The 16,771-nt window shown below is 68.0% G+C and carries 14 protein-coding genes; 6 read left to right on the top strand and 8 right to left on the bottom strand.

Annotation, left to right across the window (positions count from 1 at the left end; genetic code table 11):
• The first annotated feature begins 20 nt into the window (after positions 1 to 20).
• Together IAE56_RS04030 and fis are read left to right on the top strand one after the other, a co-directional pair.
• On the top strand, positions 21 to 788 hold the full coding sequence (locus IAE56_RS04030) for a DUF3426 domain-containing protein (RefSeq protein ID WP_200751562.1): 768 nt from the start codon (positions 21 to 23) through the stop codon (positions 786 to 788).
• 115 nt (positions 789 to 903) lie between these two features.
• The gene (gene fis, locus IAE56_RS04025) at positions 904 to 1,179 is read left to right on the top strand and encodes a DNA-binding transcriptional regulator Fis (RefSeq protein ID WP_006397198.1); all 276 of its coding nucleotides are present in this window, start codon (positions 904 to 906) and stop codon (positions 1,177 to 1,179) included.
• Between the two features lie 154 nt (positions 1,180 to 1,333).
• Here fis and IAE56_RS04020 read toward each other — a convergent pair whose 3' ends face one another.
• Genes IAE56_RS04020 through IAE56_RS03995 form a run of 6 tightly spaced genes read right to left on the bottom strand, consistent with a single transcriptional unit; the run spans position 1,334 to position 7,139 of the window.
• Positions 1,334 to 2,329: a phosphatidate cytidylyltransferase gene (locus IAE56_RS04020; protein WP_200751561.1), complete on the bottom strand. Its 996-nt coding sequence runs from the start codon at positions 2,327 to 2,329 to the stop codon at positions 1,334 to 1,336.
• The gene (locus IAE56_RS04015) at positions 2,326 to 2,955 is read right to left on the bottom strand and encodes a lysophospholipid acyltransferase family protein (protein WP_079223777.1); all 630 of its coding nucleotides are present in this window, start codon (positions 2,953 to 2,955) and stop codon (positions 2,326 to 2,328) included. Before IAE56_RS04015 ends, IAE56_RS04020 begins: the two co-directional genes overlap by 4 nt.
• A gap of 12 nt (positions 2,956 to 2,967) precedes the next feature.
• Positions 2,968 to 3,405: a hypothetical protein gene (locus IAE56_RS04010; RefSeq protein ID WP_200751560.1), complete on the bottom strand. Its 438-nt coding sequence runs from the start codon at positions 3,403 to 3,405 to the stop codon at positions 2,968 to 2,970.
• Entirely contained in the window at positions 3,402 to 4,736 is a 1,335-nt protein-coding gene (locus IAE56_RS04005) for a phosphatase PAP2/dual specificity phosphatase family protein (protein ID WP_200751559.1), read from the bottom strand. The genes IAE56_RS04010 and IAE56_RS04005 overlap by 4 nt, the downstream gene beginning before the upstream one ends.
• Positions 4,736 to 6,487 carry a bifunctional alpha/beta hydrolase/class I SAM-dependent methyltransferase gene (locus IAE56_RS04000; protein ID WP_200751558.1) on the bottom strand — a complete coding sequence of 584 codons (1,752 nt, stop codon included), beginning with the start codon at positions 6,485 to 6,487 and terminating at the stop codon, positions 4,736 to 4,738. Before IAE56_RS04000 ends, IAE56_RS04005 begins: the two co-directional genes overlap by 1 nt.
• A gap of 34 nt (positions 6,488 to 6,521) precedes the next feature.
• Positions 6,522 to 7,139, bottom strand: coding sequence for a CDP-alcohol phosphatidyltransferase family protein (locus IAE56_RS03995; protein WP_200751557.1), 618 nt, complete (start codon positions 7,137 to 7,139; stop codon positions 6,522 to 6,524).
• 181 nt (positions 7,140 to 7,320) lie between these two features.
• Between IAE56_RS03995 and purH the strand changes: the two genes are divergently transcribed.
• The 4 genes from purH (at position 7,321) to IAE56_RS03975 (ending at position 11,713) form a co-directional block, all read left to right on the top strand.
• Positions 7,321 to 8,904, top strand: coding sequence for a bifunctional phosphoribosylaminoimidazolecarboxamide formyltransferase/IMP cyclohydrolase (gene purH / locus IAE56_RS03990; RefSeq protein WP_200751556.1), 1,584 nt, complete (start codon positions 7,321 to 7,323; stop codon positions 8,902 to 8,904).
• A 16-nt stretch (positions 8,905 to 8,920) separates the two neighbouring features.
• Positions 8,921 to 9,787, top strand: a complete 867-nt coding sequence (locus IAE56_RS03985) for a hypothetical protein (protein ID WP_200751555.1) — start codon at positions 8,921 to 8,923, stop codon at positions 9,785 to 9,787.
• Positions 9,788 to 9,845: 58 nt separating this feature from the next.
• Entirely contained in the window at positions 9,846 to 11,129 is a 1,284-nt protein-coding gene (purD, locus tag IAE56_RS03980) for a phosphoribosylamine--glycine ligase (protein ID WP_200751554.1), read from the top strand.
• Positions 11,130 to 11,275: 146 nt separating this feature from the next.
• Positions 11,276 to 11,713, top strand: a complete 438-nt coding sequence (locus IAE56_RS03975) for a hypothetical protein (RefSeq protein WP_200751553.1) — start codon at positions 11,276 to 11,278, stop codon at positions 11,711 to 11,713.
• Positions 11,714 to 11,910: 197 nt separating this feature from the next.
• Here the strand turns inward: IAE56_RS03975 and rpoH are convergent, their stop codons facing one another.
• Both rpoH and IAE56_RS03965 read right to left on the bottom strand, forming a co-directional pair.
• Positions 11,911 to 12,786 carry an RNA polymerase sigma factor RpoH gene (rpoH, locus tag IAE56_RS03970; RefSeq protein ID WP_079223786.1) on the bottom strand — a complete coding sequence of 292 codons (876 nt, stop codon included), beginning with the start codon at positions 12,784 to 12,786 and terminating at the stop codon, positions 11,911 to 11,913.
• Between the two features lie 285 nt (positions 12,787 to 13,071).
• Entirely contained in the window at positions 13,072 to 16,770 is a 3,699-nt protein-coding gene (locus IAE56_RS03965) for a TonB-dependent receptor (protein WP_234455868.1), read from the bottom strand.
• Position 16,771 lies beyond the last annotated feature (1 nt).

Raw genomic sequence — 16,771 nt, 5'->3', positions numbered from 1 at the left:
TCCGAGCCCGCGCCCTGAGCATGTCCGAGCCGAACCCGCCGCGTCGTCCGCTTGCCACCTTCCTGCGTTCCGCGCCGGGAACCGATGCGCCGCCCGACATCGGGCAGGCGCAGCAACCCGCTGACGACACGACGGATGCCGCTGTCGATCAGACGGCGCCGTTGCAACGGCCGGCCGAACCGGTGGTCGACACAGCGCCACCGCCGCAGACGCGACAGTCCGATGACACTGTCATCGAAACGTCCTCCCGCATCGACGCGCCCGCGTCGGCCGCACCGGCCAGCGATGCGCCCAGTTTCCTCGGCGCCCGCCCGCGTGCCCTGCCGACGCCGCGCTGGCATTGGGCCCTGGTAGCCGTGCTGGCATTGCTGCTGGTGCTGCAGAGCGTGCTGGCCGACAGAACGCGATTGGCCGCCGATGCCGGCCACCGCCCGTGGGTCAGTGCGCTGTGCGGTGTCCTGCGCTGCAGCCTGCCGGCGTGGCGCGAACCGACCGCATTGACCATGACCAGCCGCGAGATCCGCCCGCTGCCCGGGCAGGCCGGTGTACTGCAGGTCCAGGCCAGCATCCGCAACGATGCGCGCTGGGCGCAGGCATGGCCCGACCTGCGCCTGTCACTGGCCGATGCCGATGGCCGGGTGATCGGCACCGGTGTGTTCCCGCCCGCGCAGTACCTGGGCGAGAACCCCGGTGCGGCCCTGCTGGAACCGGGGCAGAGCGCACGCATCGCCTTCCGCGTACAGGAGCCTGCGGCCTCCACGGTCGCATTCACCTTCGAGTTCCTCTGAGCGGGACGAAGGCGTCCAGCCGTGGCAGGTCGGGCACGCTCGCGCTAGACTGGCCGCCACCACCTCGTCCGGCCGCGCGCTCCGCGCGCACGGGCCACCGAATCGGGAACCCCCCTTGAACGCTGTCCTTTCTCGTCCTGACAACAGTCGTGGCGCTGCCCGGCCACCGCTGCGTGAACACGTCGCCCAGTCCGTGCGCCGCTACCTGCGTGACCTCGATGGCTGCGACGCGGACGATGTCTACGAGATCGTGCTGCGCGAGATGGAGATTCCGCTGTTCGTGGAAGTGCTCAACCACTGCGAAGGCAACCAGAGCCGCGCCGCGGCGATGCTGGGCATCCACCGCGCCACGCTGCGCAAGAAGCTGAAGGAATACGGCATCAGCGCGTAAGCGCGCCGATGTGTAGAGTCGAGCCATGCTCGACTGCTTCTGTACCAGGCAATCGGCGAAGAGCAGTCGAGCATGGCTCGACTCTACAGAAGCAGGTCAATCGTCATCGCCCGCCAGTAGATCCACGCCATGCGTGGATGAACGCCCGGCGGAATCACCCCGCGCCGCCGGCCTTCCAGTAATACCGCACCACATGGAAGAACACCGGCGCGGCGAAGCACACTGAATCCAGCCGGTCGAGCATGCCGCCATGGCCCTCGATCATGTGGCCCCAGTCCTTGATGCCGCGGTCGCGCTTGATCGCCGACATCACCAGGCCACCCCAGAATCCCATCAGGTTGATCAACAGCGACAGGCCGAACGCCTGCAGCGGTGTGAACGGGGTGATCCACCACAGCGCCGCACCCAGCGCGCTGGCACTGAGCACGCCGCCGACGAAGCCTTCCACCGTCTTCGACGGCGACAGCTTCGGGGCGATCAGGCGCTTGCCCAGCAGCTTGCCCCAGATGTACTGCAGCACGTCCGAGGACTGCACCACGATCACCAGGAAGGCGAACAGCAGCACGTTGCGTGAGGGATCGTGGCCGGGCACGTGCAGGTTCAGCAGCAGCGGCACGTGCGAAATGCAGAACACGCAGATCATCAGCCCCCACTGCACCTTGGCCGTGCGTTCCAGGTAGTGGGTGGTGTCGCCGCCGATGGTCGACAGGATCGGCAGGAACAGGAACGCATAGACCGGAATCAGCAGGGTGTACATGCCGTACCAGTCGATCCACACCAGGTAGTACTGCCACGGCAGCACGATGTAGAACGCGGCCAGCAGCGCGTAGTAATCACCCGAGCGCGTGGGCGCCAGGGTGATGAATTCGCGCAGCGCGAACAGCGAGATGATCGCGAACAGCACGATCACCCCGGCGCGGCCGAACAGCAGCGCACCGCCGACGACAATCGCCATCACCCACCACGCGCGGATGCGCGAGACCAGGTTGGCGATGACCGCGCTGGGGTTCTCGCGCTGGCGCCAGCGCAGCGTCTCCGATACCAGCGTGGCCAGCACCAGCACCGCGCCGACACCGGCAAACAGCAGGCCGGTCTGCTGGCCAACGCTCTGCGTGGCCAGGTCGCCGGATACATCCAGCAGGAAGCTCATGCGCGGCCTCCGTTCGGTGCCAGGTCGAGCAGCGCCTGGCGGCTGCGCGCGAGGAACGCGGCCTTGTCCTCATCGGCCTGCAGCCGCAGCGGCGTGCCGAAGGTCGCCGTGCACAGCAGCGGCAGTGGCAGGAAACGCCCCTTGGGCATCACCCGCTTCAGGTTGTCGATCCACACCGGTACGAACTCCAGTTCCGGGCGCTGCCGCGCCAGATGATAGATGCCACTCTTGAACGGCAGCAGCGGTTCATCGCCGATGTTGCGCGTGCCTTCCGGGAACAGGATCAGCGAACATCCTTCGTCCACCGCATCGCGCAGCCCCTGCAGCGGATCCTGCTGGCGCCGCGCGGCGTCGCGCTCGACCAGCACGCCGTTGAACACCGCATCGATCAGGTAACGGCGCAGCGCATCGCCCTGCCAGTATTCGGCGGCGGCGACGGGCCGCACCTGGCGACGCAGTGCCGGCGGCATCGACGACCAGATCAGCACGAAATCGCCATGGCTGGCGTGGTTGCCGTAGTACACGCGGTGTTCGCTGGACGGCGCACAGCCGATCCACAGCGCGCGCGCACCGGTCACCACATGGATCGCGCCACTGCAGGCGCGGGCGATCAGCTCAGCAAACATCGTTATCTCCGCTCAGGTCTGCGGCCACAGCACGGCCAGCAGCAGCACCGAAAACTGCAGCAGCGTGGCCACGTACTGGCGCACCAGCAGGCGGCGCATGCCGATCCAGCGTACGTCCCAGCCGCGCACCGGCGCCTGCGCATCGCGGCGACGCAGGCCGGCGGTGTGCAGGGCCGCGTCCACGCGCTCGGCCGCGGCATCGCCCTGCAGGTGTTCGCGCAGCAGCAGCTGCAGCAGGCTGGCATCCAGCTGCACGCGCACGGCGTAGTACGCCTGCACCACGCCCACGGCCACGCTCAGCAGCAGCAGGCCGGCGGCGAACATCGCCAGACCGGGCTCGATGCCCAGCAGCAACAGCGCCACCAGCAGCAGGCCCAGTGACAGCGCGGCAGGCAGCCGGCCCTGGCGCAGCAGCAGGTGCATCATCGGCAGATCGGCAGCGGTACTCATGCGTTGCTCTCCCGTGTGGCGGCGGCCGCGATGGCCTGTAGGTGAACGTCATGCAGGACGATGGACGGCCGTGCGGCACGCACCCGCGCCACCGCCTCGGCGGCGCTGCACACCCGGCCGGTACGCAGCAGCCAGGTGGCGACGCTGGCCGCACTGCGCGAGTAGCCCAGCGCGCAGCACACCAGCAGCGGCCCCTGCGCACGCAGGGCTTCGATGGCATCGGCGGCCTCGGCCAGCTGCGCCGGCGTGGGCACCACCAGATCCAGCATCGGCACGCTGGCATAGGCTGCGCCCGGCGCCGTGCAGGACAGCTCGGCGCAGGCATCGACCACGCCGCGCAACGGCACTGGCAGCGCGGCGCAGGGAATGCGGCCCAGCCACACGCCACCGGCCACTTCCACCGGCTGCGGCGCACTACGCGTCCACAACCGCGAATTGATCCAGGCCGCGGCCAGGTACGGCGCCAGCAGCCAGCGCGCGGCCATGGTCAGTCGCCCATCGGCACGCTTCTGGAACACCGCCGTGCCCAGCCCGGCATAGGCCAGCGCCACCAGCAGCAGCGACACCACCGGCCACAGCAGCCACAGCGCCGCGCCCCCAATCAGCACCACCGGCACCAGCAGCACCGCGGCGCCCAGCAGATAGAACGAGGCCAGGCGCCAGCGCTTTGGATCACGCGCCGTGCGCCACGCCCGCAGCGGCGGCGTGCCCTGCTCCGGCCACAGCCACACGCACAGCCAGCCGGCCAGCAGCCCGGTGGGCACATCGATGAAGTGGTGCTGGAAGGTGGTCAGCACCGAAACGCCGATCAGCAGCGCCCAGCCATGCAGCAGCCAGCGCCACGCGCCCTGCAGGTACTGCGCGTACTTCACCCACAGCACGATCAGCAGCACGATGTGCAGCGACGGCGCCTGGTTGAACGGCTTGTCGAAACCCAGCAGCACATCGAACAGCCAGCCGAACACGCCGCCGATCTCCGGACGTTCAAAGCTGAAGCGCAGCGGCCACAGCAGGAAGCAGGCCACCGCGATCAGCTGCGCACTGAACAGCCGCAGCGCGTGCCGGTCCAGCTCGAGGCGCTGCCGGCACAGGAAGAACGAGATCGCGTAGAACAGATCGATCGACCAGTACGGCACGATCGTCCACGGCACGAACGGAATGCGCGATTCCCAGGCGAATGCCATCACCGGCAGCACGGCGTGGCGCCCGGCCATCCAGTTGGCGAAGCCATAGCTGGCGAAGAAGAACGGACCCAGCAGCACCAGCCACAGCAGGGCGCGCCGCCAGGGGCGCCCTGCCGCGGCCAGCGGGGTGGCAGCCAGCGTCGCCATCAGGCGGTCCGGCGCGCCAGCGACACGGTGAAGATGCCGAACTCGTCGATGCGCTGGGCCACCTTCTCGAAACCGGCCAGGCGCACCAGCTCATCCATTTCCTGCTGGGTACGCCGGCGCATCACCCACGCCGCACCACCGCGGTGGCTGGTCAGCGCGCGGGCGATGAATTCCAGCTGGGGATGCCAGGGCTGGCCGGTATAGGCCAGGTAGCCGCCCACCGGCACGGTCGCGGCGATGCCCTGCAGCGAGCGCAGCACCGCATCGTTGTCGGGGAACAGTTCGTACAGGCCCGACACCACCGCCAGCGTCGGCGCCGGGTCGACCTGCGCCAGCTGCACCGGATCGAACGCATCACCCTGCTCGAAGCGGGCGATGTCGGACGCGCCGAGACGCTCGATCAACGCCTGGCCTTGGGTCACGTTCAGATCGCTGAAATCACGCAGCACGATGCGCTCGGCGCGCTGTTCGCCCTGGCCCAGTGCTTCCAGCACGTAGCGGCCGTGGCCGGCGGCCACGTCCAGCACGCGCACCGGCGTGCCCTGCCCGCGCAGGCGCTGGGCGGCGTCGCGCAGCAGTTCCTGCAGGTGCTGGCCACGGATGCGGATGCCGCGCCAGCCGATCGCATCGAGATAGTTGCGGTCGACCATGCGGCCCAGCGGGCCCTTGCCGCGCGCTTCGTCGCGGTAGATGTAGTCCAGCGTGCTGCCCGAATCGAAACCGGTCTGCAGGCCCAGCGCGATGCCTTCAGAGAGCGTGCCGCCAACGCGCAAGCCGCCACGCACCACGCGCCAGCGCAGGTCGGCCAGGCTGTTGCGCTCCGGCGGCCAGGCCAGGATTTCCGACTCTTCGAAGGTCGGCCCGTGGCGGTGCGCATCGCGCCGCGACAGTTCGCGCAGCGGCTCGGCGAAGCGCGCCTGGATGAAGCTGCGGATGCGCGCCAGCGCCGGTGCGCGGTCACGTTCGCCGAGGGTGTCGTGGAAGAAGCCCGGCAGGTGCACGCGTTCCTTGATCGGGCTGGACAGGCGCTCGTAGAAGCGGTCCTGCGGGCCACGGTGCACGACGAAATCCGAACCGGATACCAGCAGCTGCACCGGCACGCTGATCGCCTGCGCGTCGGCAACGATGCGGTCGGCCGCTTCGTACAGGCCCAGCAGCACGCGCACCGAAATCGGTCGGGTGATCAGCGGATCGGTGCGATAGCTTTCCACCCGCGCCGGATCGTGGGTCAGCCACTGCGGCTTGACGTAGCTGTTGACGAAGAAGTTGCCGCGCAGCTTCTGCATCAGGGTCAGGCCGGCGCGCGCGAACGGCACGTACAGCTTCACCTTGAACGCCGGCGAAGCCATCACCAGTGCGCGCAGGCGCGGTGCGTAATCGTGCACCCAGGTGGCGGCAACCACGGCGCCCACGCTCTGCGCGATCACCACGATGTCCTCCACCGCGATGCCGTGCTCGGCACCGATGTGGGCGATGAAGCTGTCCAGGTCGCGCACCAGCGCCGGGAAGCCCGGCGCATCGCCGCGCGCGCCCGGCGAACGACCGTTGCCGCGCGCATCCCAGGCGAAGAACGCGGTATCGGGCAGGTCCAGCTCATCGACCAGGTGGGTGACCCGGCCGGAATGTTCGTGGCCGCGATGCAGCAGCACGATGGCCTTGGCCGGCGTGGTGGTGGTGGTGCTCGCCCAGTACCGGTAGAACAGCGGTACCTGATCGAAGCTGTGGAATTCCCGTTCCTGCGCCTGACGCATGCAATGTCCAGATTGTCTTTTGGTATGTACTTGATTACTGCGGCGGAAGCGCCGCTTCCTGCAGCCCGCGGCCGACGCGGTTGATCATCGTCAGCACGCACAGTGCGGCCATGGCCGCAGCCACGCCAGTGACCGTCATCGCGCCAACCCACCCGAACGCCAGCAGCAGGCCCAGCGCCCCGATCACGAAGGCGCGGTCGCTCTTGCCCATCGGGCCGTCGTAGCGGCGGCTGGCACCGACCATCAGCCCCAGTACGCCGGCGTATTCGCTCAGCGCCGCGGTCCAGGCCAGCAGCCACAGCGCCTCCGGCCGCACGTCCGGCACGCTGAGCAGGGCCAGGTACAGCGCGGCGTCGGCGATCACATCGCACAACTCGTTCAGGTAGGCACCCAGCTTCGACTGCTGGCCGAACTCGCGGGCCAGCATGCCGTCCACGGCGTTGAGGGCCATGCGCAGCAGCATCCACAGCGGCAGCAGCAGGTACAGCAGCGGCTGCGTGGGCGCGCAGCACCCTACGGCGGCGGCCACCAGCAGCGAGACCACGGCGGCAGCCACGGTCACCGTGTTGGCGGTGATGCCGAGGCGGTAGAGCCCGCGCACGGCCGGACGCAAGAGGTCCTGGAAACGTCCTTTCAAAGCATAGATCGACACGATCTGAACCCGCTGATCCCTGGCAGTTCCGGCATAGCCTACCCCATGGCGTGTTCAGCCCGGCATGCCGATGCAGGCCGTTTTCCCCTGCCGGGGCCAGCAAAGCGCGCCGGCAGCGCCCGCCACCGCCCCCCACGAACTACAATATCGGCCCCGCTCCGCTGCCGATTGCCCTGTCCCCATGACTGCTGATCTGTTGCCCGTCCGTCGGGCCCTCCTTTCCGTTTCCGACAAGACCGGCCTGGCCGAGCTGGCCACCGCGCTGGCTGCCCGCGGCGTCGAGCTGCTGTCCACGGGCGGTACCGCCAAGGCCATTCGCGACATGGGCCTGGCCGTAAAGGACGTGGCCGACGTCACCGGTTTCCCGGAAATGATGGACGGCCGGGTCAAGACCCTGCACCCGATGGTGCACGGCGGCCTGCTCGGCCGTTCAGGCCTGGATGATGCGGTGATGGCCGAGCACGGCATCGGTGCCATCGACCTGCTGGTGCTGAACCTGTACCCGTTCGAGGCGGTCACCGCCAAGGCCGACTGCACCCTGGCCGACGCGGTGGAGAACATCGACATCGGCGGCCCGGCGATGCTGCGCTCGGCAGCCAAGAACTTCGCCCGCGTGGCGGTGGCCACCGAACCGTCGCAGTACGCCGAACTGCTGGCCTCGCTGGAGGCCAACAACGGCCAGCTGTCGGCCAGCACCCGCTTCGCGTTCTCGGTGGCGGCGTTCAACCGCGTCGCCCAGTACGACGCGGCCATCAGCAACTACCTGTCGGCGGTCACCGCCACCGATGCCGCCGTGCCGGCGCGTGCCGAGTACCCGGCGCAGATGAATTCCACCTTCGTGAAGGTGATGGACCTGCGCTACGGCGAGAACCCGCACCAGAGCGGCGCGTTCTACCGCGACCTGTACCCGGTGCCGGGCACACTGGCCACGTTCCAGCAGCTGCAGGGCAAGGAACTGAGCTACAACAACCTGGCCGATGCCGATGCGGCGTGGGAATGCGTGCGCCAGTTCGATGCGCCGGCCTGCGTCATCGTCAAGCACGCCAACCCGTGCGGCGTGGCCGTCGGTGCCGGCAACGGCGATGCCTACGAGCTGGCCTACGCCACCGACCCGACCAGCGCCTTCGGCGGCATCATCGCCTTCAACAAGCCGCTGGACGCCGCTACCGCGAAGGTCATCCTCGACCGCCAGTTCGTCGAAGTGCTGATCGCCCCGGACTACGAGCCGGCCGCGCTGGAATACGCGCAGAAGAAGGCCAACGTGCGCGTGCTGCGCATCCCGCACGGTGATGGCCTGAACAACTTCGACAGCAAGCGCGTGGGCTCGGGCCTGCTGCTGCAGTCCTCGGACAACCGCGGCATGACCCGTGACGAACTGAAGGTGGTCAGCAAGGTCGCGCCGACCGACAAGCAGTTCACCGACCTGCTGTTCGCCTGGAACGTGGCCAAGTTCGTGAAGTCCAACGCGATCGTCTACGCCAAGGACAACCGCACGATCGGCGTCGGCGCCGGCCAGATGAGCCGCGTCTACTCCGCGCGCATCGCCGGCATCAAGGCGGCCGACGCGAACCTGGTAGTGGAAGGTTCGGTGATGGCCTCCGATGCGTTCTTCCCGTTCCGCGATGGCATCGACGCCGCAGCGGCCGCCGGCATCAAGGCCGTCATCCAGCCGGGCGGTTCGATGCGCGATGCCGAAGTGATCGCCGCCGCCGACGAACATGGCCTGGCCATGGTGTTCACCGGCGTTCGCCACTTCCGCCACTGATCCTGGAGCGACACGGATGTCCGCAGTCTCGATCAAGCCCCTGGTTCTGCCCGCCCTGATGGGCGCGGCCCTGCTGGCCGGCTGCAAGCCGGCCGCCGAGCCGGCACCCGCCCCCCCGGCAGAGGCAGAGGCACCGGCCGCGGCCAGCACCGCAGCGGCCGGGCATGTCAGCCGCACCGCGCGCCTGCAGGCCTTCCTGACCGCGCGATACGGCAAGGACGCGCAGCTGTCCGACGGCTGGCGCGGCAACTGGACTCAGGACGGCGACACCCGCCCGGTCGACTGGGCGGTCTGCGCCGAACAGCCGGTGGTCAGCGGTGACAGCTGGCAGCAGCTGCTGGCGGTGTGCGGCGAAGTGGTCGACGCCGGCCATGCCGATCCGGGCACCATCGACTACTACGTGCTGCGCCCGTCTGGCGATGGCTTCGAGGTAGCGGGCGAGCTGACCGGCGGCACCTATGGCAGCAGCGGCCGCCCGGGCAGCGTCGAGATCCTGCGTTTCGGCAGCGATTTCTACGGCTTCCGCAACGTCAGCGGCTGGTACGGCCAGGGCTATTCGCTGCAGACGCAGAGCTTCATCCTGCCCGGCCCGAATGGTCTGGTGGATGCCGGCAGCGTGCGCAGCCACATCGACAACACCGCCGCCTACGACTGCGACGACGCCGAACAGGCCGAAGACTGCCGCACCCGCATGTTCGACTTCGACTTCGCACTGCGCATGGACGACAGCAACCGCAGCGCGCGCATCTGGCCGCTGCTGATCGAGGAAACCGGCAGCAGCTGTGGCGGCAACAACGTGCGCCGCACGCACCGCTTCACCCTGGACCCGAAGTCCTGGACCTATTCCTTCCCCGACGCGCTGCAACGCGAGGGCTGCGAGTGAACCACGCGCGCCGCCGGGGACATCGCCCCTCCCTTCCCACGCAATCTGGAATCTCGTGATGAACGTACTTGTCATCGGCTCTGGCGGCCGCGAACACGCCCTGGCATGGAAGCTGGCCCAGTCCTCCCGTGTCACCGAAGTGATCGTGGCGCCCGGCAATGCCGGCACCGCCAACGAAGACAAGTGCCGCAACGTGGCGGTGAAGGTGACCGACATCGACGGCCTGCTCGCGCTGGCCCAGTCCGAAGGCGTGGCGCTGACCGTGGTCGGCCCGGAAGTGCCGCTGGTGGCCGGCGTGGTCGACCGCTTCCGCGCCGCCGGGCTGCGCATCTTCGGGCCGACCGCCGCCGCCGCGCAGCTGGAAGGCAGCAAGGCCTACGCCAAGGATTTCCTGGCCCGCCACAACATCCCCACCGCGTTCTACGCCGTGCACACCGAGGTGGACGCGGCGCTGGCCTACATCCGCGAGAAGGGTGCCCCGATCGTGGTCAAGGCCGATGGCCTGGCTGCCGGCAAGGGCGTGATCGTGGCGATGACCCAGGCCGAGGCCGAGGACGCGGTGCGTGACATGCTCTCGGGCAACGCCTTCGGCGATGCCGGCGCGCGCGTGGTCATCGAGGAGTTCCTTGATGGCGAGGAAGCCAGCTTCATTTCGATGGTCGACGGCGTGCACGCGCTGCCGATGGCCACCTCGCAGGACCACAAGCGCGTCGGCGATGGCGACACCGGCCCGAACACCGGTGGCATGGGCGCCTACTCGCCCGCGCCGGTGGTGACGCCCGAGGTGCATGCGCGGGTGATGCGCGAAGTCGTGAACCCGACCGTGCAGGGCATGATCGCCGACGGCATCCCGTTCACCGGCTTCCTCTATGCCGGCCTGATGATCGATGCCAGCGGCGCGCCGAAGGTGATCGAGTTCAACGTGCGCTTCGGCGATCCGGAAACCCAGCCGGTGATGCTGCGCCTGCAGTCGGACCTGGTGGACCTGGTGGAAGCGGCCATCGATGGCCGCCTGGACCAGGTGGACGCGCAGTGGGATCCACGTCCGTCGCTGGGCGTGGTGCTGGCCGCAAAGCCTTACCCGGAAGCGCCGATCACCGGTGACGTGATCTCCGGCCTGGACGACGTGCCCGCCAATGCCAAGGTGTTCCATGCCGGCACCACGCTGGATGCACAGGGCCAGGTGCTCAGCGCCGGCGGCCGCGTGCTGTGCGTGGCCGCGCTGGGCGACAGCGTGCGCGACGCGCAGGCCAATGCCTATGCCGGCGTGGCCAAGGTGACCTGGGCCAACGAGTTCCACCGCACCGACATCGGCTGGCGCGCGATCGCACGCGAGGGCTGAGGTCCGCGCGATATCAGGGCAGCCACGCCTGGCGTGGCTCTACTGGGTGCGGTGGACCCACGCCTGGCGTGGCTCCACGGATGCCGTACCGCCGGGGTAGATCCACGCCATGCGTGGATGAAGCCCCGGCATCAGGAGTTGGCGACATGCCGCATCTGCAGGACTATCCCGAAGACATCGATTGCACCTGGCTGGGCGTGGACCGCACGGGTGCGGTTGCCGCCTTCGTCACTGCGGGCAAAGGCGAGATCCCGACCGTGCTTCTGGCAGACGCCGCCGTCGACATCCTCCAGGTTGAAACGATGCTGATGGACCTTCCCGTGGTTGGGGACGCCGTGATGCACGTGACGCTTCCCCGGCCTGACGACTATCTGGCGATGGCCTCGCGCGGCGTCCACGTCTACGACTGGACCGGCCATGGCTACACGCGCGTTGCCACCCCCGCCACAGCCATCCAGTACTCCGCACTGCGCGATGAACTGCAGGTCATGGCACGTCTTGCGACATTCGATTCCGTGGACTTCAGGCAATGCCCGTCGCTGTCGATCGGCGATCTGATCGAGGCAATCCAGTCGCGCTTCTGAAGCCGATCGCGTCACGGCACGGTCGCAGAGCAGCCACGCGTGGCGTGGCTCTACTGGACGCCGTATCGCCACGTCTGGTGTGAGTCCACGGATGCCGTACCGCCGGGGTAGATCCACGCCATGCGTGGATGCGCGCGCCCCACAAACAAAAAAGGCCCGGCATTGCCGGGCCCTTCTTCATTCCAACGTCTTCCCGCTTACGCGGTGAACAGCGCCTTCATCTTCTTCAGCGCGTTCGCCTCGACCTGGCGGATGCGCTCGGCGGACACGCCGTACTCATCGGCCAGTTCCTGCAGCGTCACCTTGCTGTCGGCATCCAGCCAGCGGCGGCGGATGATGTCGCGCGAGCGTGCATCCAGCTCGGCCAGGCCTTCGCGCAGCAGCTGCATCTGGTTGTCTTCGCTGTCCTCGCGCTCGTAGGCCATCGACGGATCTTCGTCGTTGGACACCAGGAACGCAGCCGGCGACGGCGGCGCATGATCGTTGTCTTCGTCGGTCGGCGCATCGAAACCGATATCGCGGCCGGACAGGCGCGATTCCATTTCCATGACCTCGCGCTCGGACACGTTCAGGTCCTTGGCGACGGCGCTGACTTCGGCCGCGTTCATCCAGCCCAGGCGCGTCTTCGACTTGCGCAGGTTGAAGAACAGCTTGCGCTGCGCCTTGGTCGTGGCGACCTTGACGATGCGCCAGTTCTTGAGGATGAACTCGTGCATTTCGGCACGGATCCAATGCACGGCGAAGGACACCAGGCGCACGCCCATGTCGGGGTCGAAGCGCTTGACCGCCTTCATCAGGCCGATGTTGCCTTCCTGGATCAGGTCGCCCAGCGCAAGGCCGTAGCCGTTGTAACCGCGGGCCACGTGCACCACGAAGCGCAGGTGCGAATGCACCAGCTCACGTGCGGCGTCCAGATCGTCACCGTCGCGGAAACGACGGGCCAGGTCCTGTTCGTCATCGACCGACAGCACCGGAATCTGGTGCACGGCACCGATGTAGGCGTCCAGCGAACCGAGCGCACTGGGAATCGGGAGATTGTTTGCCACAAGGGCAGTAGAGGTGTTCTGGCTCATAGGGCTCATCTTAGCAGTCCGGCTTTTGGACTGCTAAAGCGGGAGGAAGTTCCAGTGTTCCGTGAACAGAACACTGGGCGATTCAACATCCCTACCCTATCGCGAATTGATGACAATGGCGAGCAGGCTCGACCATGGTCGAATACTTTTAAAATCAATAACTTGTAGCGAACCAGGTGCATGAATGGTCGTTTTGGGCCGCAAAATCCCACGGCGCCACCCCATTCAGCCCGGCGATGTTGCCGGTCGTTCAGCCCAGGGCCGCAGGACCGCCCTCGGGCGGCCTCAATAGTACCCGGCCATGTTCAGGAAGAAGCCCTTCTGGTCGTACTTCAGCTCGGTCATATCGTCGCTGAACTCGGTGAAGTTGTAGCCCACGCCGACCTTGAAGTTCTCGCCCACCCGCCGGTCCACGCCCAGCAGCCAGCCTTTGCGGACGCCGCCATCGCGCACCTTCAGCCAACGGTGCTCGGCCAGCCCTTCCCACTCCGCGAACAGGCGGTAGCGCAGCTGCAGGGCGGCGAAGTCAGCGCGGCTGTCCAGCCAGGCGCCCTCGCCGCGGCCGGTGCGGTAGTCGCCCCAGCGCGAAGCCAGCTTGGCGGCCATTTCCCAGCGCTCGCCGATCTGGCGGATGCCCTCCAGCGACAGCACCTGCGAGCGCTGGTCGTACAGATTGCCGCCCTCCTGGCCCAGCGACGCCACGTCATAGAGATAGGTGAACTTGCCGAAGCCGGCCCAGCGCGTGTTGTCGTGCGGGCGCCAGGCGAAGCCGACATTGGTTTCCACCAGCTTGGCATCGGCCACCGGGTTGATCCGGTCCTGGGTGTCGGCGTAGTTCGCGCGCAGGGCGAAGCGCCAGTCTTCGTTGAGCTTGTACAGCAGGCGGTTGGTGGTCACCCACTGTTCGCGCTGCTCGGCACCGCTGTCGCGGCGGTACTCCAGCTTGCTGCTCCACTGCGCCACCGCATCGGTGCGGCCGCCGCTGACGCTGTACGCACGGCGGTTGATGCGGCCCACGGTGGATTCCAGCTCGCCATCCATCAGGGTGAAGCCCAGGTTCCAGCCCTGGGCCGGGTAGAAGTCCATGCCGAAGGTGTGCACCAGTCCCGCGCTGTCCTGGCGGCGGTCCTTCAGGTACTGGCTCTCGTTGTAGACGTTCACCTGGTTGCTCAGGCGCCAGCGCTGGCCGACCGTCCAGCCGCTCTGCAGGCCGCTGTCGAACAGCGGATCGGTGCCGGTGCGGTCGGTGCTGTAGCTGTAGCTGCCGTAGAGGCTGTGGTCGGGCGCCATGCGGTACTCGGCATCGACCTTGCCGCCGTGGCCGCGGCTGCCGCCACTCAGTTCGGCACCCACGCTGCTGCGGTCGCCGAACAGGTAGCGCGCGCCCAGGGTCAGCAGGTCGTTCTTCTCGTAGGCACCGCCGTCATCGTCCAGGGTCACCTGGCCGGTGCCGTACAGCTCCCACGAGGAGCCGAAGCGCTGGCGGTAACCGATCGCCGCCAGCAGCGCGGAGACATCCTGCAGCTCCTGCTCCTCGCGCACCCGGCGCAGTTCGCCGGTCAGCTGGCCGTCGTTGCCCAGCCGCCATTCGGCGGTCAGCTGGCTCTGCTCCAGCGCCAGTTCGCCCTGCTCGGTGCGGGTGTGGCGGCCGTACAGGCTGAAATCATCGGTGAGGTAGCCGAGGAACTCGGCGCCATATTCCTGGATCGGCAGGCCGGTGTCCTGGCGTGCCACCGAGAAGCCGGCATCGACGTCGCGCCACCACGCGCCCAGGCTCCAGTCCTGGGTGGTCCAGCCGAGCTCGCGCAGGTTGGCGCGCGCTTCCACCGCCGAGGCCTTGCCCGAACGGCGGCCTTCATACGGATTGCGGCGGATGAAGCTGAGGCCGCCGTTGTCCGAATAGAACACCGGCGCTGCGGTGGCATCGGTGCGGGTCTGTTCCATCTTCAGGTAGGTGCCGCGGCCGGCCTGCAGGGTCAGGTCGGCGCCCTTCAGGCTGTAGTTCTCGCCGCTGCGGTTTTCTTCCACCCAGGTGCCGCCCACCGCCACGTGGTCACCAATCCACTGGCGGCCGCGCGCACCGTAGGTCACGTCGTTGCTGCTGAAGCCCAGCGGCACGTATTCGTAGTCCACCAGCAGCAGCTGGTCGTAGCCGTCCAGCGGCATGTCGCGGGTGATGCTGCGCACGTTCTCGCGGGTCAGCTGCGCCAGCGGCCGGGTCAGGATCAGCCGGCCCTGCAGGTCGTCGATCTCGTAGTCCACGCCTTCCTGCAGGGTGGCGCGGGTTTCGGTGCGGCCGGTGGTGCGGTCGCGCACTTCCAACACCACCTGTTCCGAGCCCGGCAGCAGGTCGGTATGGCGCAGGTAGTACAGGCTGCCGCCGGTGCCGAGGAATTCGCTGTGGCCCGGCGCCGACTGCGCCTCCGAACCGAACACCTTCAGCTGTGAACGCGCTTCACCCAGCGGCGTGGCCGACAGCGAGCGCCAGTTCAACGCGCCGCCGTACAGCGAACGCACGTACTGGCCGTATTCGGTGCCGGTGATGCCGGTGGCGAAGTTGCCCCACAGGGCCTGGCTCTGGTCCCAGTCCACGCGCAGGTACAGACGGCCCTGGGTATCCACATCGCGGTAAGTGGTGGAATCGTCGCCGTACACCGGGTAGTACAGGTCCGGGTCGAGGCGGCGGAACACGTCCTGCGCATCGGCACGGCTGAAATCACGGAACAGGTACTTGAGCTCGCGGTCCTGGGTGTCGGCCTGCGCGGTCACCAGGTATTTGCCGCGCATCTTGCCCTTCAGGTAGAACGCCAGCCGGCCTTCGCTGAGGAAGCCATCGGTGTCGCGGTCATCGGCAGCCAGCGGCTGCACGTTGCCACTGGCACTGTTCCTGGACAGGGTGACATCGGCGATGGCGACCAGGAACAGGTAGCGGCCGGTCACGTCCACGTCCAGCTGGCGCTGCGCGGACGGTGCATCGCGCGATTCCACCCGCACGTCATAGCGGTGCTGGCCGACCGGCTCGAGGAACTCGGCGGCGAACTTCTGTTCCAGGTCGACCGGGAAATCCTGGCCGTTGATGCGCACGCGGCTGTTCGGTTCCAGGTTGCGGCCGTACAGGCGCACGCGCGAGCCGTGGATGGGAATGTTCTGCAGGCGCAGCATGCTCTGCCCGTAGATGCTGTTGCTGACCTGCAGGTCCTGCGCGTTGGCCCCGTCCAGCGCCTGGCCCAGGGTCTTCTGCACGTTGTCGCGGGTCACCTGCAGGCCACGGTCGAAGTCGGCCGGGGTCACCAGCTGGATGCGCTGGATCTGCGTTTCATCGAACGCACCGCCGGCGCCGTACGCACGCGCCACGTAGATCAGTTCATCGCCGGTGCGCAGCTTGAACTGCTCCGGCACGCTGCCATCCCATTCGGCATCGCCCACGTAGTCGGACGGCAGCTCGATGCGTGCCAGCGGGGTCACCAGGTCGGTGTCGGTGCCGCGGTACAGGGTGACTTCCAGCTTGTCGATGAAGGAGGCGTAGTTGTTGTAGCTGTGGAAGCGCAGCGGGCGGATCACCCGGCCGTTCTCGAACGGCACGGTGGCCGCGGCCTGCACGCTCAGGCTGGGCGGCACCATGCTGGGATCTTCGGTGGCCCAGACCACGCCGCCGTTGGGCAGCTCGGCCATGAACTGGCCGCCACGCGCGGACACGTCGGGGGTGACCGCCGGTGCCAGCGGCACGCTGCCGGTGGCCGATGGATCACTGTGGCCTGGCAGGGGCAGCAGCGGCGCGTCGGCGTCATCACCGATCCGCAGCAGCTCACCGTCATTGCTGCGGCAGGTATCACCCTCGCAGCGCACATCGTTGGCCGGTACCGGCACGCTCTGCTGGGCCAGCACCGGGGGAGTGGCCAGCAGCAGGGCGATCACGCTGCAGGACATCGCATGGGGAAGCAGGGCGCGCACGATCAGGGCAGGACTCCGGTGGTTGGTCTTCATC

This window comes from Stenotrophomonas sp. S41 (genome assembly GCF_016624625.1).
Lineage (GTDB): Bacteria > Pseudomonadota > Gammaproteobacteria > Xanthomonadales > Xanthomonadaceae > Stenotrophomonas.
Note: the sequence above shows the minus strand (reverse complement) of the source record. Positions and strands in the feature narration are given on the sequence as shown.

Coding starts and splice junctions, on each gene's coding strand:
- IAE56_RS04005 (WP_200751559.1), bottom strand. CDS start 4,736: ATGGCGACGCTGGCTGCCACCCCGCTGGCCGCGGCAGGGCGCCCCTGG.
- rpoH (WP_079223786.1), bottom strand. CDS start 12,786: ATGAGCCAGAACACCTCTACTGCCCTTGTGGCAAACAATCTCCCGATT.
- IAE56_RS04015 (WP_079223777.1), bottom strand. CDS start 2,955: ATGTTTGCTGAGCTGATCGCCCGCGCCTGCAGTGGCGCGATCCATGTG.
- IAE56_RS03965 (WP_234455868.1), bottom strand. CDS start 16,770: ATGAAGACCAACCACCGGAGTCCTGCCCTGATCGTGCGCGCCCTGCTT.
- purD (WP_200751554.1), top strand. CDS start 9,846: ATGAACGTACTTGTCATCGGCTCTGGCGGCCGCGAACACGCCCTGGCA.
- IAE56_RS04010 (WP_200751560.1), bottom strand. CDS start 3,405: ATGAGTACCGCTGCCGATCTGCCGATGATGCACCTGCTGCTGCGCCAG.
- IAE56_RS04000 (WP_200751558.1), bottom strand. CDS start 6,487: ATGCGTCAGGCGCAGGAACGGGAATTCCACAGCTTCGATCAGGTACCG.
- purH (WP_200751556.1), top strand. CDS start 7,321: ATGACTGCTGATCTGTTGCCCGTCCGTCGGGCCCTCCTTTCCGTTTCC.
- IAE56_RS04030 (WP_200751562.1), top strand. CDS start 21: ATGTCCGAGCCGAACCCGCCGCGTCGTCCGCTTGCCACCTTCCTGCGT.
- IAE56_RS03985 (WP_200751555.1), top strand. CDS start 8,921: ATGTCCGCAGTCTCGATCAAGCCCCTGGTTCTGCCCGCCCTGATGGGC.
- IAE56_RS03975 (WP_200751553.1), top strand. CDS start 11,276: ATGCCGCATCTGCAGGACTATCCCGAAGACATCGATTGCACCTGGCTG.
- IAE56_RS04020 (WP_200751561.1), bottom strand. CDS start 2,329: ATGAGCTTCCTGCTGGATGTATCCGGCGACCTGGCCACGCAGAGCGTT.